The organism is Kitasatospora sp. cg17-2 (genome assembly GCF_054031055.1).
The window spans coordinates 681,624-697,271 of record NZ_CM132923.1 but is presented as its reverse complement, the minus strand read 5'-3'; the positions used below and the strand labels follow the sequence as shown (position 1 = coordinate 697,271).

At 76.2% G+C, this 15,648-nt stretch carries 10 protein-coding genes and 1 pseudogene; all 11 read right to left on the bottom strand.

From position 1 onward, the window contains the following. Window positions 1–26: 26 nt before the first annotated feature. Window positions 27–1,844, bottom strand: a complete 1,818-nt coding sequence (locus ACW14Y_RS02870; protein ID WP_456985745.1) for a type VI secretion system Vgr family protein — start codon at window positions 1,842–1,844, stop codon at window positions 27–29. 155 nt (window positions 1,845–1,999) lie between these two features. Continuing rightward, a pseudogene (locus ACW14Y_RS02865) lies at window positions 2,000–2,698 on the bottom strand (CIS tube protein); the annotation flags it as partial. A gap of 95 nt (window positions 2,699–2,793) precedes the next feature. Beyond that, complete coding sequence (locus ACW14Y_RS02860) at window positions 2,794–3,219, bottom strand: phage tail protein (RefSeq protein ID WP_053645909.1); 426 nt, start codon at window positions 3,217–3,219, stop codon at window positions 2,794–2,796. Between the two features lie 34 nt (window positions 3,220–3,253). Further along, window positions 3,254–3,553 carry a hypothetical protein gene (locus ACW14Y_RS02855; RefSeq protein ID WP_456985744.1) on the bottom strand — a complete coding sequence of 100 codons (300 nt, stop codon included), beginning with the start codon at window positions 3,551–3,553 and terminating at the stop codon, window positions 3,254–3,256. Window positions 3,554–6,461: 2,908 nt separating this feature from the next. Next, on the bottom strand, window positions 6,462–6,620 hold the full coding sequence (locus tag ACW14Y_RS02850; protein ID WP_167349762.1) for a DUF6760 family protein: 159 nt from the start codon (window positions 6,618–6,620) through the stop codon (window positions 6,462–6,464). Continuing rightward, window positions 6,617–7,129: a hypothetical protein gene (locus tag ACW14Y_RS02845; RefSeq protein WP_380308035.1), complete on the bottom strand. Its 513-nt coding sequence runs from the start codon at window positions 7,127–7,129 to the stop codon at window positions 6,617–6,619. Before ACW14Y_RS02845 ends, ACW14Y_RS02850 begins: the two co-directional genes overlap by 4 nt. After that, on the bottom strand, window positions 7,126–7,566 hold the full coding sequence (locus ACW14Y_RS02840) for a phage tail protein (protein WP_340635028.1): 441 nt from the start codon (window positions 7,564–7,566) through the stop codon (window positions 7,126–7,128). Before ACW14Y_RS02840 ends, ACW14Y_RS02845 begins: the two co-directional genes overlap by 4 nt. Window positions 7,567–7,628: 62 nt before the next feature. Next, entirely contained in the window at window positions 7,629–9,185 is a 1,557-nt protein-coding gene (locus ACW14Y_RS02835) for a phage tail sheath family protein (protein WP_456985743.1), read from the bottom strand. Between the two features lie 293 nt (window positions 9,186–9,478). Further along, window positions 9,479–11,593, bottom strand: coding sequence for an AAA family ATPase (locus ACW14Y_RS02830; protein ID WP_456988033.1), 2,115 nt, complete (start codon window positions 11,591–11,593; stop codon window positions 9,479–9,481). 8 nt (window positions 11,594–11,601) lie between these two features. Next, the gene (locus tag ACW14Y_RS02825; RefSeq protein WP_380389769.1) at window positions 11,602–12,306 is read right to left on the bottom strand and encodes a DUF4255 domain-containing protein; all 705 of its coding nucleotides are present in this window, start codon (window positions 12,304–12,306) and stop codon (window positions 11,602–11,604) included. Further along, window positions 12,303–15,635 (bottom strand): hypothetical protein, encoded by a 3,333-nt coding sequence (locus ACW14Y_RS02820; RefSeq protein WP_456985742.1) that lies wholly within the window; start codon window positions 15,633–15,635, stop codon window positions 12,303–12,305. The genes ACW14Y_RS02825 and ACW14Y_RS02820 overlap by 4 nt, the downstream gene beginning before the upstream one ends. Window positions 15,636–15,648 lie beyond the last annotated feature (13 nt).

Genomic DNA, 15,648 nt, shown 5'->3' with positions numbered 1-15,648 from the left:
GAGTGGGAACAGATACTGACGCGACGTCAGTTGATCCGGACGAGACGGGCCTTGAGGACGGCGAGCAGGCCGCCGTCGACGGAGACCTCCGTCGACCCGGACACCTGGACCGACCGGCCGCCGATGCTGACCCCGGCCGTGCCGTCGATGTCCACCTGCCGACCGGTCACCTTCACGGTGCCCTGCCGGGCGTCGAGCGTGATGCCGTCCCGGTCCAGCAGGACGGAGGTCAGCGGACGGTTCCGTCCCGCGTACACGGTGAGCTCGATCCGGTCCAGGCGGTCGTCCATGCGGACCTCCAGCCGCTCGTCCCCGGTCACCAGCCGCAGCCCGGAGGGACCCGGTGCCGGCGCGTCCAGCAGCTCCACGCGGTGACCCGAACGCGAGGCCACCGAACGGCGGTTGACCTTGCCGCTGGTCGCGTCGACCAGCGGCACCCCGTGCGGCGAGGGCCGGTCCACCCCGTTGTAGAGCCCGCCGATCACGTACGGACTGTCCAGCAGGCCCTGCTCGAACCCGACCAGCACCTCGTCGTTGACCTCCGGGCTCACCACCCCGCCACCGCCCTTGCCGCCCCACTGGACGGTGCGCACCCAGTCGGTCACGTAGGTGTCGTCCAGCCAGGGGAACGTCAGACGCACCGCGCCGCGCTCGGAGCCGTTCGGCTCGCGCACGTCCGTCACCACCCCGACCGCCAGACCGGGGATGCGCGGGCCGCGCCCCGGAGCGTCGGCGCCCGCCATCAGTCCGGGCAGGGAGCGGTCCTGGCCGGCGTCGACCCACACGGTGGTGCGGTAGCCGCCGTGCGGCTCCAGCACGTGCCGCACGGCCGTCGCCGTGTACCGGCCGGAGAACGCCGGCCCCACGTTGCCCAGCGCCACCGGTCTGCCCGCCCGCAGCAGCGGATTGCCCTCGGCCACCGCCTCCAGGTCGCCGAACCCGGCGCTCACCCGGGCCGCCGCCGCGCGGGCGACCGCCGCCGTCTCCGCCTGGGTCCGGTAGGGGGTGTCGGTGACGGCCACCACCGACCTCCCGAACCGGGCGGCCGTCCCGGGAGCGAGCCCCGGCACCACGGTGTCGCTGACCACGGACGGCTGCTCGGCGACCAACGGCCGCTTCGTGGCGACGTCCCAGCCGCGCACCTGCACCTCGGAGGCGCCGTCGGCGGCCGACAGCGCGGCCCGCAGCGCCAGCAGGTTGCGCCCGTACTCCAGGACCATCGGGTCGAGCGCGGCCGACGTCGAGGGCGCCGGCGCCCCGGACGCCTTCGCGGGCCTGGTGAACTGCAGCAGCCCCTTGTCGTCGACGCGCACCCGCGCACCGCTCTCGCCCGCGAGGAACTGCAGGAAGTCCCAGTCGGAGACGTTCGCCTGGGACAGCTGCCGGTACGTCACCGGCGCGGCCTCCACCCTCCCGACGGCCAGACCGGCGCTCGCGGCCACCTTGCGGACGATGTCCGCGGCCGTCATGTTCCGGTACGCGACCACCTTGCGGCCGCGCTGGAGCCGGTGGGCCCTGGAGTAGGCGCGGACGACGGTGAACGACCCGGTGCCGTCCCGGTCGATCTCCAGGGCCGTCACCTCCCCGTCGAACAGCCGCTCCCGGGCCTGCCCCTTCGCCGTCGTCACCGACACGCGCAGCGGGGATCCGATGGTGATCCCGGTGGCGCGCAGGAACTCGTGGTCGGGGTCGCGGTAGGTGAGCACGGCGGCGTCCGGCAGGCTCACGTTCTCGTCGACCACGCAGCTGACCAGCTGCGCCGCCCAGATCTGCGGCAGCTCGCCGGGGGCCTCCACGATCGGGTCGGCCGCGAAGGACCTGCCCCCGGAATCGAACCCGCTCACCGTTCCCCCTCGCCGCTGCCGTTGCCGAACCCGTTGTCGCTGCTTCGTCCGTGGTCGAGACCGTGGTCGGGCCTGTGCTCCGGACCGCTGTCGGGTCCGTTTCCGGGTCCGTTGTCGAATGCGTGCCCGTCGCCGGTCGTTCGGGCGCGGTCGTCGTCCCGCAGGGCCGGCACCACCAACTCGGTGCCCGGGGCGAGCGCCATCGGGTCGTCGATGCCGTTCGCCTCCGCGATGACCCGCCAGGCCGTCGCGTCGCCGTACTCGCGCCAGGCCAGCATCGCCAGGCTGTCGCCCGCCACCAGGGTGTGCGTGCTGCGCGCGGTGCGCGCGCCCGACGTCGGGTTCTGGCCGGGCGGTTCGACGCTCGCCTCCTCGATGGACAGCGAGCAGGTCGCCCGCAACGGCGTGCCGTCCACGTCGAAGAGCGTGTACGAGACCGACAGGTTCGACAGCACCCCGTCGAAGGAGGTGGTTCGCGCGCTGCCCCACTCGAAGCGCACCCAGGGGCTGGCCGGCTTCTTGCGGCCGAGACTGGCCGGGGTCGGCACGCACGCCTTCATCAGCTTCTCGACCGCCTGCTCCACCGAGTCGTCATGGGTGGCGGTGGCGTCCAGGAAGACCTCCAGGCTCAGGGTGCGCGGTCCGCTGCCCACGAACTCGGGCAGCGCCGACTGCCCCGCCATCCGGGACGGGGACCGTCGCCACTCGGTGGTCTTGCCCAGCTGCAGGGTCGAGGGGTTGAACTGGAGGTCGAGCCGGGCGATCGTCCCGCCGGGCTTGGCCCCGACCGAGGCCGGGGGCTCCTTCAGGGTGAGCTGGGCCCTGGCGCGGCTGGCGCGTGCCGAGTAGGCCATGGCGGGGCTTCCTTCCGGAGCGGGAGTACGGCGGTCGTCGGACGGGGCGGTGGGGGGACTTCGGTGGGGCGGTGGTGGGACGTCGGTGGGGCGGGTCAGGCGGGGACCAGTCCCGCGTGGGCGATCTCCAGGGTCTCCACCGCGGCCGCGGAGTTGGCGGGGTCGAAGGACGGACCCTGCCAGCGGACCGGGACGATCCCGAAGACCTGCCAGCTGATGATCCGGCTCAGATCGGGCCGCAGGGCCACGATCTCGCCGTCCTTCGGTTCGACCCGCCGCAGCGTCTCGTCCAGCCAGCGGCCGATCTTCGCCGTGTCGGCGGTGACCGGCCGGGTGAGGGTGATGTTCGACCAGGTCACGCGACCCGGGAGCTGCCAGGTGAAGCCGTTGTTGCCGCCCTCGGCGTAGCTCTCCATCTCGACCTCGGCGCCCATGCCGGAGCAGGTGTGGAAGGCGCCCAGGTCGTTGCCGCCGATCGCCAGCCGGAAGAACACGCTGGTCGCGAAGATGTTGTCCGTCATCGGTCCGTGGTCCGTTTCTCGTTCGTGCGGGTGCTCAGCGGCGGCCGTCGAAGGTCCTGCCCGCGCGGTCCCGGCCGCGCCGCAGCTCGGCGCGCAGCAGGCGGGCGACCGGGTCGAGCAGGCGGCGGGCCAGGTCCTCCAGGTCGAGGTCGCCGCCCTGTGCTCCGGCGTCGCGCGGACCTCCGCCGGTTCGGTCGGGGGTGGTGACCTGCTGCTCCGGGGCCGTGGTGCGCGGGGCGGCGGCGGTGGTGGTTCCCGGGGCGGTGGTGCGCGGGGCGGGGGTGGTGGTGGTTCCCGGGGCGGTGCCCCGGACGCCGCCGGTGTCGCGTTGCACGGGGAGGGGGGCCGGGGGTGATGCCGGGGGGACTTCCGGCGTTCCGCCGGGGTCCGGTGTCCTGGACCGCACCAGCTGTACCACGGGTACGGGCCCTGCCGAGGACGTGGCCGGGGAAGGCCGGACCACCAGCGGCGGTGCGTGCGGGGCGGTCACGGGCAGCGGGCCGGACGGGCGCCCGGGGCCGGAGGTACGGAGGGCTTCGGGTCCGCGAAGGGGCTCGGACGGGCGTAGGGGTTCGGACGGGCGAAGGGGGCCGGACGCGGACGCCGGGCGCGGGGCCGGGGCGCCGGGCGCCCGCTGGACGTGCTGCGGCGCGGCGGTGGAGGGCGGGGCGGTCCAGCGGGCCGCGACCACGGGGCGGCTCACCGCGCGGGCGGAAGGAACGGGGGCCGTCGCGCTGCCCATGTCCCGGCCGCTGCCGAGGGTCAGGGGCCGCGCCGAGAGCAGTTGGACGCTGCGGCGCGGAGCGGCCGGTGCCGGGCCCGGGGCCCCGGGCCGACCGGCGAGGACGAGCGGGACGGGCCCGCTCGTCCGGGCTCCTGCGGATGGCGCGGGAACTCCGGCGCGACCGCCGTGCCGGGACGCGGTGGTCGGTGGCACGGTGGTCGGGGACGCGGGGTGCTGTCCCGCTTCCGGCACGGGCACGGGCATGCGCTGGACGGTGGCCGGGGCCGCGGGACGGCTGGCGGTCGGCGGCATCGCGGGCAGCGGGGCTCCCAACCCGGCACGAGGACGCCGAGCGGTCCGCCCAGGGCCGCCCTCGGCGGCCGGAGCCTCCGACTGCCGCTGCACGACCGGCAGGGTCGGCGCCGAGGGCGCGGCCGCGGAGGGGGATTCACCGGCCCGTGCCCGGACGGCCGGGCCGGTGCCCAAGGGCGCTGCGGTGGAGGGGAGTTCGGCCAGCGGCGGACCGAGGGTCGGCCGGCCGGGCGCGCGCTGCACGGGTACGTCGGTCGTGGTCGCCGTCGCGCGCTGGACGATCGGCATGGGCGGTGCGGGAGTGGTGGGATCCGGTCCCACGGGTGCTGCCGTGGTGGGGAGTTCGGACGAGGGCGTGCCGAGGCCGGGGTGGCCCGACGCACGCTGCACGGGCGTGGCGGTCGTGGCCTCCGTCGTCCGCCGGACGATCGGCAGGCCCGGCGCGGAAGGGGTGGGAGCGGTGCCCAAGGATGCTGCGGTGGAACTGAGTTCGGTCGCTGCTGCGCCGAGGGTGGGGTGATCGGCTGCGCGCTGCACGGGTGCGTCGGTCGTGGTCTCCGTCGCGCGCTGGACGATCGGCATGGGCGGTGCGGGAGTGGCGGGATCCAGTCCCAGGGGCGCTGCCGTGGTGGGGAGTTCGGACGAGGGCGTGCCGAGGGTGGGGTGGTCGGCCGCGCGCTGCACAGGCGCGTCGGCCACGGTCTCCGCCCGGTGCTGGAGTGTGGGCGCGGTTGGCGCGGGGGCGGCCGCCCCCGCCGCCAAGGAGCCACTGGAGGGCGGGAGTTCGGACGCCGAAGCGCCCGGGGCAGGACGGTCGGCCGCACGCTGCACGGGAGCCGCGTCCGCGCCCCGCACGGGAGTGCCGGTCCGGTCGAGGACGGTCTCCGCCTGCCGCTGGACGACGGGCATGGCCGGTGCAACGCCCGGACCGGGGCCGACCACGTCCGAGGGCACGGCGGGCGCCGGGACTTCGGTCGGCGGGGCGCCGAGCGGGGGCGCGTCGTCGGTCGCCCGCTGTACGGGTGCGTCGGGGGACGGTCGGCCGACGTGGGCCGGTGCTGCGGCGGGGAGTACGGCGGGCACCCGGCGCCTGGGTGCGGCGGGCACGCGGGCGGTGGTCAGCGACGGGCCGACAGGGCGCGTCCGCACCACAACGTGCGTCGCCTCGGCGCGGTCCGCCGGAGCCCCTTCGCCGGGGTGGCCGGGACGGGGGCCGGTGGCGGCGGGTGTCGCCTGGCCGGGTCGGCGGCCGGTGGTGGCGGTGGGCAGGGACCCAGATCCGGTGGCGGTCCGCTGCACGGGACGGCCGCCGGGGGCCGTCCCCGGAGCGCCCCCGCCGGAGGCGCCGGGGACCACCGCGATGCGGCGGACCAGCGGGAGCCCTTTGGGCGCCGGAGTATGGCCGGTCCCGGCCGGGGGCGCGGTCGGGGCTGCGGTCGGGGCTGCGGCGGTCACTTCGGCCCGCTGGACGACGGGAGCGGTGTTCGCGCCGAGCACCGCTGCGGACTGCGCAGACTGCGCGGGCGGGCGGCCAGGGGTGCCGGGTGCACCGGTCGTCGCCCCGGCCCCCGAGGGAGTATCCCGCCCGCCGCCGGACCGACCAGGGCGCTCGCCGGTCCCTTCCGGTCGCGAGCGGTCGGTGCCGGCGCTGACCGCGGGCGCGGCCTGTGCCGACCTCGCAGCGCCCTTCGCCGAAGCACGCGCACCTGGCCGTGCCCGCCCGGCAGCCTGCGCACCCGGTGCAGGAGGCGCCGCCGGCTGCGGTGCCCCCGCCCCCGGCGCGGCGTCCGGCGTGGTGTCCGCGTCGGTGGGGCGCAGCGCCCTGAGCAGCAGCGGCCCGCCGACGCTGTGGGTGGGCTGCGCGACGGCGGGGCGGGCGAGGCCGCGGACCAGGCCGGTCGGGGCGGTCGGCAGCAGGGCGTGGGCGAGGCCGGTGTCGAAGGACGGATCGCGCCAGGCGGCCAGCCCGTCCCGGAAGGCGAGTCCGTCGCTGACGCTCATCGGCGCCCGGGACACGGTCAGGGGGCCCGGCACGGTACGGCGCCAGCCGCCGTCCCAGTCCGCGGGCACGCCCGGGCCCCGGCCGGCGGCGGCCTCCCGGACCGCACCCGCCGCACCCGCCGCGTCCGCGCCCGCTTCCGGAGCCACACCCGCGGCGTCCGGCACGGCGGTCCGCCGGCGCACCCTGTCCCGCCATGCCATCTGCTCAACCTCCTTCATTCATGCGGGAGTTGATCTGCGCGATCTCGGTGACCCACTGCCGGCGTTCGGCATGGGTCAGGTCGAGGATCTCGTCGCGCTGCCAGTGGAAGTGGTAGGCGATGTACGCGATCTCCTCCCTGAGCCGGGGGAGCGCGTACGTCACGATTCCCCCAGGCGCCCACCGGAGAGGTCGACCTCGAAGGCGCCCTCGCAGTGCGGGCAGGTGACCGCCGCGCGGGTGTGGCCCTCACTGTTGACGCGCCGGTAGAAGTCCTGGAGGAACGCGACGTCGGTCGCGTACATCCGTTCCACGACCCCGGCGTGCACGTCGGTGACGGTGCCGAGCCGGGTGATGACCTGGCTGAGCAGCACCACGCTCAGGTACGCCGGGTTCTCCTTGACCCGCAGGTCGATCTGGGGCCGCAGCTCGTCGCGCGCGGTGGCCAGGCGCATCGAGCCGTGCCGGTGCAGGGTGCCCGCCTCGTCCACGTACCCGCGCGGCAGTTCGAACTCGAACTCGGTGCGCAGCGCGTGCTCCTCGCGCCGCGCCGGAGCGCCGGCGGACGGTGCCGTCGGCGGTGCCGGGGCGGAGGCCGGGGCCGGGGCCGGGGCGGGTTCCGTGGCCCGGAGGATCTCCTCCAGGCTGCCCGCCGTCACTGTACGTCGCCTCACTCGACGATGATCTCTTCGAACACGATGGTCACGGACTCGGTGGCCGCGGCGGACTCGCCGGCCTTGAGGGAGGGGCCCTCCCACTTGGAGGCCCAGCCGTTCATCAGCTGGATGCGTCGGACGGTCTCGCCCGTGGAGTCCTTGATCTCGATGGTGAGGTTCTGCCGGGCGGTGTCGACGGCCCCGTTGTTCAGGGTCTCCGTGATCCACTTGGTGAACTCGCTGCTCTTGTCGAGTCCCCGGGTGATCGTGACCTCGCCGGCCTGGCGGGCGCCGGGCTGCTTGCGGATGATCTGCTTGCCGTCCTTGCTGACCTGCCGGACCTCGACCACCTCCTCCTCGACGGTCAGGCCGCTGATCTCCTGGATCGACTCGACCAGGTAGCCACCGAGCTGGACGCCGAAGATATGGGTGGAAAGAGCATCGCCCTCTGCCATGACTGTCTGTCACCTTTCCTTGCTGCTCGTCCCGGTGGTCCCGGGAGCGCCGGACCTGCGGGTCACTCGTCGACGAGACTGGTGCTGTCGGAGAACTGCGACAGCCGGAACACCACGAACTCGGCCGGCTTGACCGGTGCCACGCCGATCTCGCAGATCACGCGGCCCTGGTCGATCGATTCCTGCGGGTTGTTGTCCCGGTCGCACTTGACGTAGAACGCCTCCGCGGCGGTCCGCCCGAACAGCGCGCCGCGCCGCCACTCCTCGGTGAGGAACGCGGTGGCGTTGCGCCGGATGCTCGACCAGAGCCGGTCGTCGTTCGGCTCGAAGACCACCCACTGGGTGCCCAGGAGGATGGACTCCTCCAGGTAGTTGAAGAGGCGGCGCACGTTCAGGTAGCGCCAGGCCGGATCGGAGGAGAGGGTGCGGGCGCCCCAGATCCGGATGCCCCGGCCGGGGAAGGCCCGGACGCAGTTCACCCCGATCGGGTTGAGCAGGTCCTGCTCGCCCTTGCTCAGCCGCAGTTCCAGGTCGACCGCGCCGCGGATCACCTCGTTGGCGGGAGCCTTGTGCACCCCGCGCTCGGCGTCGCTGCGCGCCCACACGCCGGCGATGTGGCCGCTCGGCGGGACGGTGGCGTTGCGCCCGGCGGCCGGGTCGAAGACCCGGATCCACGGGTAGTAGAGGGTGGCGTAGCGGGAGTCGTAGCCCGCCTCGTCGTTGCGCCAGGTCCGCACCTGCTGCGCGGAGAGACCGGGCGGGGCATCCAGGACGGCGACCCGGTCGCCCATCTGCTCGCAGTGCGAGATCACGGCGAGCTGGACGGTGCGCACGCCCTCGGCGTCCAGCTCCCCGCGCTGGTGGGAGCCCATCAGGTCGGGCACCGCGACCATGGTGATCTCGTCGATGGTCTCCAGGCCGCCGAGCCCGGTGCGGGCCGCCGCGTCGCCGATGTACTCGGCCGGGTCGAGCCCGGCCGCCGCGCCCTGGCCGGCGGCCGGGGCCGGTACGGCGGCGGGGGCGTCGGGCAGGGCCGCGGTCCCGTTCGCGGGCCGGCCCTGGGCGGTGCCGCGCTGCTCGGTGACCTCGATCAGCGCCGAACCGCGGGCCTGGGTGACGAGGTAGCCCTTGACGTTCCGGCGGGCCGACGCCTCGAAGGTCTCGGCCACCGCCCCGTCGCGGTGGACCAGCAGCCTGAACCGGTCCTCGGGCGGGTTCTCGCCCTCCGCGTCGGCGATCTCCACCGAGACGCCGGTGACGCCCGGCCGGGCCGAGAGCAGGAACCCGCCGAGCTCGACGGGTTCCGCCGCGCGCTGCTCGGGGGCCGAGGCGGCGGGCGCGGAGCTGTCCCGGTCGGAACCGCCGACCCGGACGACGTACGCGGCGCCGCCGCCGTTGGCGAAGTACCCGTAGACCGCGTGGGGCAGGTAGGCGCCCTCGGTGAAGCCGCCGAAGTGCTGGGAGTACTGGTCCCAGCTGGTGACGAGCGTGGGCTCGTGGAACGGGCCGGTCCGGGCGAACCCGACGAACGCGGCGACGGCGGTGCCGACCCCTTCGATCGGGCGGGCACCGGACTGCACCTCCTCCACGTAGACCCCCGGGGTGAGGTACGTCGGCATGCTCGCTCCTTCGTGTCACCGGTCTTCGGTGGACGGTCTTCGGTGGATCTCCGGCCAGGTTCTACGGGCGGTGGACGGCGGAGGGAGAACGGCGGAACGCCGTCGACTGGACCCGGTCGCGCGCCGTCGCGCCCCGCCCCCAGCCTTTCCGGCGCGCCGTCACCGGGGGAGGGACCGGGGGACCTGCCCGGGGGCAAGGGCGCTGCCCTCCCCGGCCCTCCCCGGACCGTCGGGACGGCCCACCGCGGCGGGCCTCCGTGACAGTGCTGGGACGGTCCGCCGGCCGCCCCGGCTCAGACCCGCGTGACCTGGGCCACGTACGGTCCGAACTCGCCCTCCAGCACCAGCCGGCCGAGCTTGCGGTACTCCTGCGCGACCGCCGCCACCGTCTGGGCCATCGTCAGCGGCCCGCCCGACTCGGCGGCGAGGTACGCGGCGGTCACCGCGCAGGCCCGGATGGAGCCTCCGGCCAGGTCGAACCGGTCCGCGCAGAAGCGCAGGTCGAGGTCGTCGCTCCGGGGCACCCGGTCGCCCAGGCAGCGGTCCCAGAGGGCGAGGCGCTGGTCGGCGTCGGGCACCGGGAAGTCCGCGATCACGTCCAGGCGGCGGGTGAAGGCCTCGTCCAGGTTGGCGCGCAGATTGGTGGTCAGGACGGCGATGCCGTCGAAGGACTCCATCCGCTGGAGCAGGTACGCCGACTCCATGTTGGCGTGCCGGTCGTGGGCGTCCTTGACCTCCGAACGCTTGCCGAAGATCGCGTCCGCCTCGTCGAACAGCAGCACCGCGTTGACGGCGGAGGCCTCGGTGAAGATCCGCTCCAGGTTCTTCTCGGTCTCACCGACGTACTTGTCGACCACCGTGGAGAGGTCCACCACGTACAGGTCCATGCCCAGGTCCGCCGCCACCACCTCGGCCGACATCGTCTTGCCGGTACCGGAGGAACCCGCGAACAGCGCGATCACCCCGCGCCCCCGCCCGCCGCCGGGCCGCATGCCCCACTGTCCGAGCACCTGTTCGCGGTGGCGGGCGCGCACCGCGAGCTCCCGCAGGCTGCGGTGGGTGGGGGCGGGGAGCACCAGGTCGTCCCAGCCCACCGCGGGTTCGACCCGGCGGGCGAGGCGGGCGAGCCCCGCGCCGTTCTGGGCCCGGACGGCCGTGCGCAGGTCGTCGGGGGAGACCGGGCGGCCGTCGAGCGCGGCCGTGCGCACCGCGGTGCCGGCGGCCCTCCGCAGCTGCCCGGCGTCCAGGCGGTGCGCGGCGACGGACCGGGCGAGCGCCTCGGCGCCGTCCTCGCCGACGCTGTTCTCGCCGCTCGCGCCGTGCTGCTCGCCGGCCCGCTCCAGTGCGTGCCGCCAGCGCGCGACCTGCCGCTCGGGGGCGTGGGCCGCCACCGTCAGGGTGACGGGGGTGTCGGCCGCCCAGGCGGGTTCCCAGCCGCCGGTCCCGTGGGTGAGGAAGGGGAGACCGCGCAGGGCGTCGCACAGCGTGCGCAGGACCCCGGCCCGTTCGTCGGGCCGGTCGGGCAGCTCCTCCAGCGGCCCCAGCAGGACGCCAGCGCCCAGCAGCCGGGCTTCGCGTGCGACGGCCCGGGCGATGCCGGGCACGCCCCGGGGGTCGTGGCACAGCGCCGCCGGGACCAGGGCCAGCGGCGGCAGCCCGCCCGCCCGCAGCGCGGCGACGGCCAGCCCCTCGGGATCGCCGCCCCGGCCGCGCAGGTGGACATGGCCGGTGCCGGTCCCGGCCGCGGCGGCGGCCCGGCGCAGCTCGGCCGGGTCGACGGCCGGATCACCGGCCGGACGGCCGAGCACCCCGGTCAGCAGCGGGTCGGGCGCGGTGTCGCCCAGCAGGTGCGCGGTGACCCGGTCCGGGACGGTCAGTACCCGGGACAGGGGCGGCCGTTCGGCCTCGGTGACCTCCAGCAGACCGCCCGCGACGAGCGGCGCGGAGGGGGCCAGCCGGAACCGGGCCGCCGACACCCCGCGCTGCCCGCACAGTTCGAGGGCGAGCCCGACGGTGGGCCGGCGGCGCGTCAGGTCGTCGTTGAGGTAGCCGTAGAGCCGCTCGAAGCGGGTGTCGAGGTCCGGGGCCAGGGCTACCAGCAGCAGGTCCAGGTCCAGGGGTGCCAGCGCGAAGCGGGCGGCGAGCACGGCCAGCGGCGAGCCGGGCGGCGGCGCGTCCGGACCGGGCAGGGCGGGCGGAGCCGGCCGGTCCCCCTCGTCCAGGACGCGGGCGACCGCCTCGGGGGTGAGGAACTGGCCGCGGTACGGATCGTCCGGATCGGGATCGAGCGCGCGCCGGATCGCGACGGCCTCGCGCACCCGCTCCTCGACGACCCGCAGCCGCGTCCACAGGTACGGGTCCGGGTCCGGCGTCGTGGCCGGGGCTGTCGTCGCGGCCGGGGGTTCCAGGGTCCGGGTCACGGCTGCCGCTCCCCGCGTCGGCGGCGGGCGGGGGCCGGCCCCCGCTCCCGGGGGCCGCCGAAGCCCTCCGGACCGGGCTCGGCCGCCTCCGTGTAGCGCAGCCGCCGCGCGGCCCCCGGCTCCTCCGGCGCGCTCCGGGCCGCGGCGCGGACCACGAGCCCCTCGGTGACCGGTGGGGCGACGGCGGTGCTGGCCCCGGCCAGCGGCGCCCTCACCCGCAGCCCCAGCGAGGGCTTCAGCTCGCCGCCCAGCGCCGACCACACGTCGGAGGCGGCGGGCGCGTCGAGCCCGGTGCCGCCGCCGTCCAGGCCGACGATGAGGCCGAGTTCGGCGAGCGAGCCGGTGAGCAGGCGCGGGGGCAGCGCGTCGGTGGACACCAGACACCTCAGCACCTGGGAGAGCAGCCGGTGTTCGTCCTGCGGCCGGCTCGCCCACGCGGTGACGAGGTACGTCAGCTCGAACCAGCGGGCCGGGGCGCGCCGCGCGGCGAGGAAGCCGTCCGCGTCGTACACCTCGCCCGCGCCGCTGGCGCGCCGGGTGTGGTCCTCGCGGACGTCGTACAGGAACACGCACACCGTCGGGGCGCTGCGGCGGGCCGCCCAGTCACGGGTCGGCGCGTCGAACACCACGTCGACGCCCGACGCGTCCAGCCCGGACTCCGCGAGGAGTCGGCGCAGCCCCTCGTCGACCTCGTGGATCATCGGCGCATCATTTCGTTGGGCGGCTGGACCGTGCCGCTGACCACCAGGAAGTCGGTCCGCACCGGGGAGAATCCCGGGCCGGTCGCGGTGATGACCCGGGGGCCGGTCGCGTCCTTGGCGAGGATCAGCAGCTGGCCGACGAACCGGCCGTCCGGTCCGGGGACGGTCGGCGCCGCCGCGGCCGTGATGCCCGGCTGCCAGGTGAAGCGCACCGGCGCGCCGGGCGGGAAGTCCTCACCGCGCACCGAGGTGACGAAGCCGGGCTTGCCGATCGGCGGGACGGCGACGATGCGCGGCTGGAGGATCCGCAGCTGCTGACGGGCTTGGTTGTCCCCCGGGTCGGCGTCCGTGCCGGTGGTGGTCAGGGAGCCGGTCACCAGGCCGGTGAGGGCCCGATCGGGGCTGAGCACGACCTGGACGACGGTCCGGGCGCCCGGGGCGAGGTCGGGCAGCGCGCACACCCAGGCCCGGTCGCAGCCCGGCGGCGGTGCGTCGTGGGGCACGCCCTCGGGCAGCCCCACGCGGAGCCGCAGACCGGTGGCCAGCCCTTCGCGGCCGTTGCGGACGGTGTACGTGAGGACCACGCGACCACCCACGTAGCCGGGGTTCGGCTGCGCCGTGAGGCTCAGCCCGGGGCCGGCCGGCGGCGCGGGCGGCAGCGGCGGGGGCGTGCCGATCGGCGACGGAGCAGGCGGGACGGGGGCCGGTGCCGGTGCCGGTGGCGGTACCGGGGCAGGCGGCGCGGGGGCAGGTGCCGGGGGCGGCGGCGGTGCCGGGGTCGACGGCGGATCTGCCGTCGGGGTCGGGGTCGAAGTCGGGGTCGGGGTCGCCGTCGGTGTCGCGGTCGGCGTCGGCGTGGGCGTCGGTGCCGGGCGTACCGGCACCACGGTCCGGCCGGTGTTGTCGCTCGGACGGGGGTCGAGGACGGTACCGGTGACCGACCAGTCCACGGGCTGGTCGCCGGGCTCGACCCCGGTGACGGTGACCGTGACCGGCACGGTGTCGCCCGGGCGCACCACGCCCAGGGCGCAGACCAGCGCCGCCGCGTCACAGGTGGCGCCGGGCGCGGCGAGGCCCGTGACGGTCACCCCGGCCGGGGGAGCGACGGTCAGCCTCGTCCCGGGCGAGGCGGCCGGGCCGTGGTTGACGACGTCCACCCGGACGGTCCCGGACTCGCCCGCGGTGAGCGGCGGGGCCGCACCGGGTGCCCGGACCGCGAGGTCCACGGACTGCTGGACGCCCGGTTCCTTCTGACGGCCCGGCAGTCCGGCGGTGAGCGGGGTGCGGGCCCCGGAGGCGACGTCCACCAGGGACAGTTTCTCCGGGCTGTTGGCGGCCAGGGCGGCCCGGGAGCTGATCACCAGCGTCCTGCCGTCGGAGCTCCAGGCGGCGTCGCGGGGCTGGAACGGCCCGGTGGCGGTGGTGTCGGGCAGCTCCCGGCCGCAGGCTCCCGGCCGGTCGCGGGCCGCGTCGGGCAGCAGTACCCGGCAGGCGCCGCCCGCGGCCGCGGCCAGCAGGATCCCGTTGCGCTCGTCGACCCGGCCGGCCCCGTTCTTGCGGTTGAAGGCGACGGTGGTGCCGTCCGGCGAGAACGCCGGGCTGTCGTCGACGACCTCGCAGGCGCCGGGGCAGTGGGCGGCGCTCAGGTCGCGCTGCCGGTCCAGCCGGTCCACCGGCACCGTCCACACGTGTTTGTTGCCCCCGCCGCCGTTGATCACCTGGTTGCGGGTGAACGCCAGGGTGGTGCCGTCGGAGGACCAGGTGGGCTGGGCGTCGCCGCCCCGGAGCTGCCCCTCGGGCGGGACGATCACGCCCCGGACCGCGCCGGTGGCGGCGTCCGCGATCAGGATCCGTCCGGGGCCGGAGGCGCCGCCGACCCCGCCGGGCGAGGTCCGGGTGAAGGCCAGGTACCGGCCGTCCGGGGAGAACGTCGGATCGGTGTCCCAGTCCCGGGGACCGCGGTCCGCCAGCGGGAGCGCCGTCGGGCCGGAGCCGTCGGCGTCCGCGATCCAGATCCGTTCGATCCGCCCGGCCGGCAGGCCCGGTCCGGCCGGCGCGTCCTCGAAGCGGGTCACCACGATCCGGCGGCCGTCGGGCGTGTAGTTCTGCCGCTCGGTCCAGGGGTCGTACCCGGCGGCGGGACGGAACAGCGGGTCCTTCGCCGGATCGGTCTCGGTGTCGGCCGCCGGGTCCTCCTTGAGGACGGTCCGGCCGAGGTCACGGGGGTCGGAGCCGTCCGGCCGGACGTCCTGGAGGGTCACCACGTGCGGGCCGTCCGCCGAGACGCGTTCGACCACCGCGCCACCGCCCTGGAGCGGGCCGAGCCAGGTGGCCGGTCCGACCTCGCGGTCCTCGCTGAGCACCACCGTCGGTTCGTCCTCCGCGAGCGCCTTCACCCGGAACACGTGGTCCCAGTCGCCCTCGCAGGTACAGGTCCGGTCCGGGCTGAGGAAGAGCAGGTCGGTCCCGTCGGGCAGCCAGCTTGCCCCGTGCGTGCGCCACTGTGCCCGCGGGCCCGCCAGCAGCGGTCCGCCGGTGCGCCCGTCGGTCCACCGCAGCCGGGGCCCGTCCGGTCCGGTGGCGGTGTAGGCGATCCGGTCCCGGGTCGCCGGCCCGTCCACCGGGTTCCACACCGGTTCGGTGCCCGCGCCGTCGGCGGGGTCGGAGACCCGGGTGGCGGGCCCGCCCCGGAGCGGCCGGACGTAGACCTGCCGGCCGGCGGTCCGGTCGGCGTCGGAGGAGTACGCCAGCCGCGCGCCGTCCGGCGAGACGGTGGGGTGCTCCTCGTTCGCGGGGGTGTCGGTCAGCCGGGTGAGGCCGGTGCCGTCGGTGCGCACCAGCCACAGGTCGCGCTGCGTCCCACCGGCCCCGGCGGGCCGGGCCGCGTCGAAGACGACCGACCGGCCGTCCGGCGTCAGCCGCGGGTTCGCCGCGTCCAGACCGCTGGTCAGGCGGTGCACCGAGCCGTCGGCGGAGCGCAGGTAGATCTGCGGGGTCTGCTCGTCGCGGCGGCTCGCGAAGACCAGCCGGTCGCCCAGGGCGGCGGGCTGGACGTCGAAGTGCGCCGGGCCCTCGCCGAACAGCGGGGGGCTGGTCGTGTCCGTCGCCACCCGGCCGAGGCTCCGGTGGCGGGTACCGGCGTACGCGATCCGGCTCTCCCCGGCGTCGGCCGCCGCGGTCCGGGTCCCGCTGCCGGCGGCGGGGGGCCGGTCCCCGGCGCCGCCCGGGCCGGCGGCCGTCGTCAGCGCGAGCAGGGGCACCAGCAGCAGCAGGGCCGCACCGGCCCTGCCCCAGCGGTGTCGCCGACGGCCGGAGCCACCCGTGCCCATCACGGTCCACCTC

Coding starts and splice junctions, on each gene's coding strand:
- ACW14Y_RS02825 (WP_380389769.1), bottom strand. CDS start 12,306: ATGATCCACGAGGTCGACGAGGGGCTGCGCCGACTCCTCGCGGAGTCC.
- ACW14Y_RS02820 (WP_456985742.1), bottom strand. CDS start 15,635: ATGGGCACGGGTGGCTCCGGCCGTCGGCGACACCGCTGGGGCAGGGCC.
- ACW14Y_RS02835 (WP_456985743.1), bottom strand. CDS start 9,185: ATGCCGACGTACCTCACCCCGGGGGTCTACGTGGAGGAGGTGCAGTCC.
- ACW14Y_RS02860 (WP_053645909.1), bottom strand. CDS start 3,219: ATGACGGACAACATCTTCGCGACCAGCGTGTTCTTCCGGCTGGCGATC.
- ACW14Y_RS02840 (WP_340635028.1), bottom strand. CDS start 7,566: ATGGCAGAGGGCGATGCTCTTTCCACCCATATCTTCGGCGTCCAGCTC.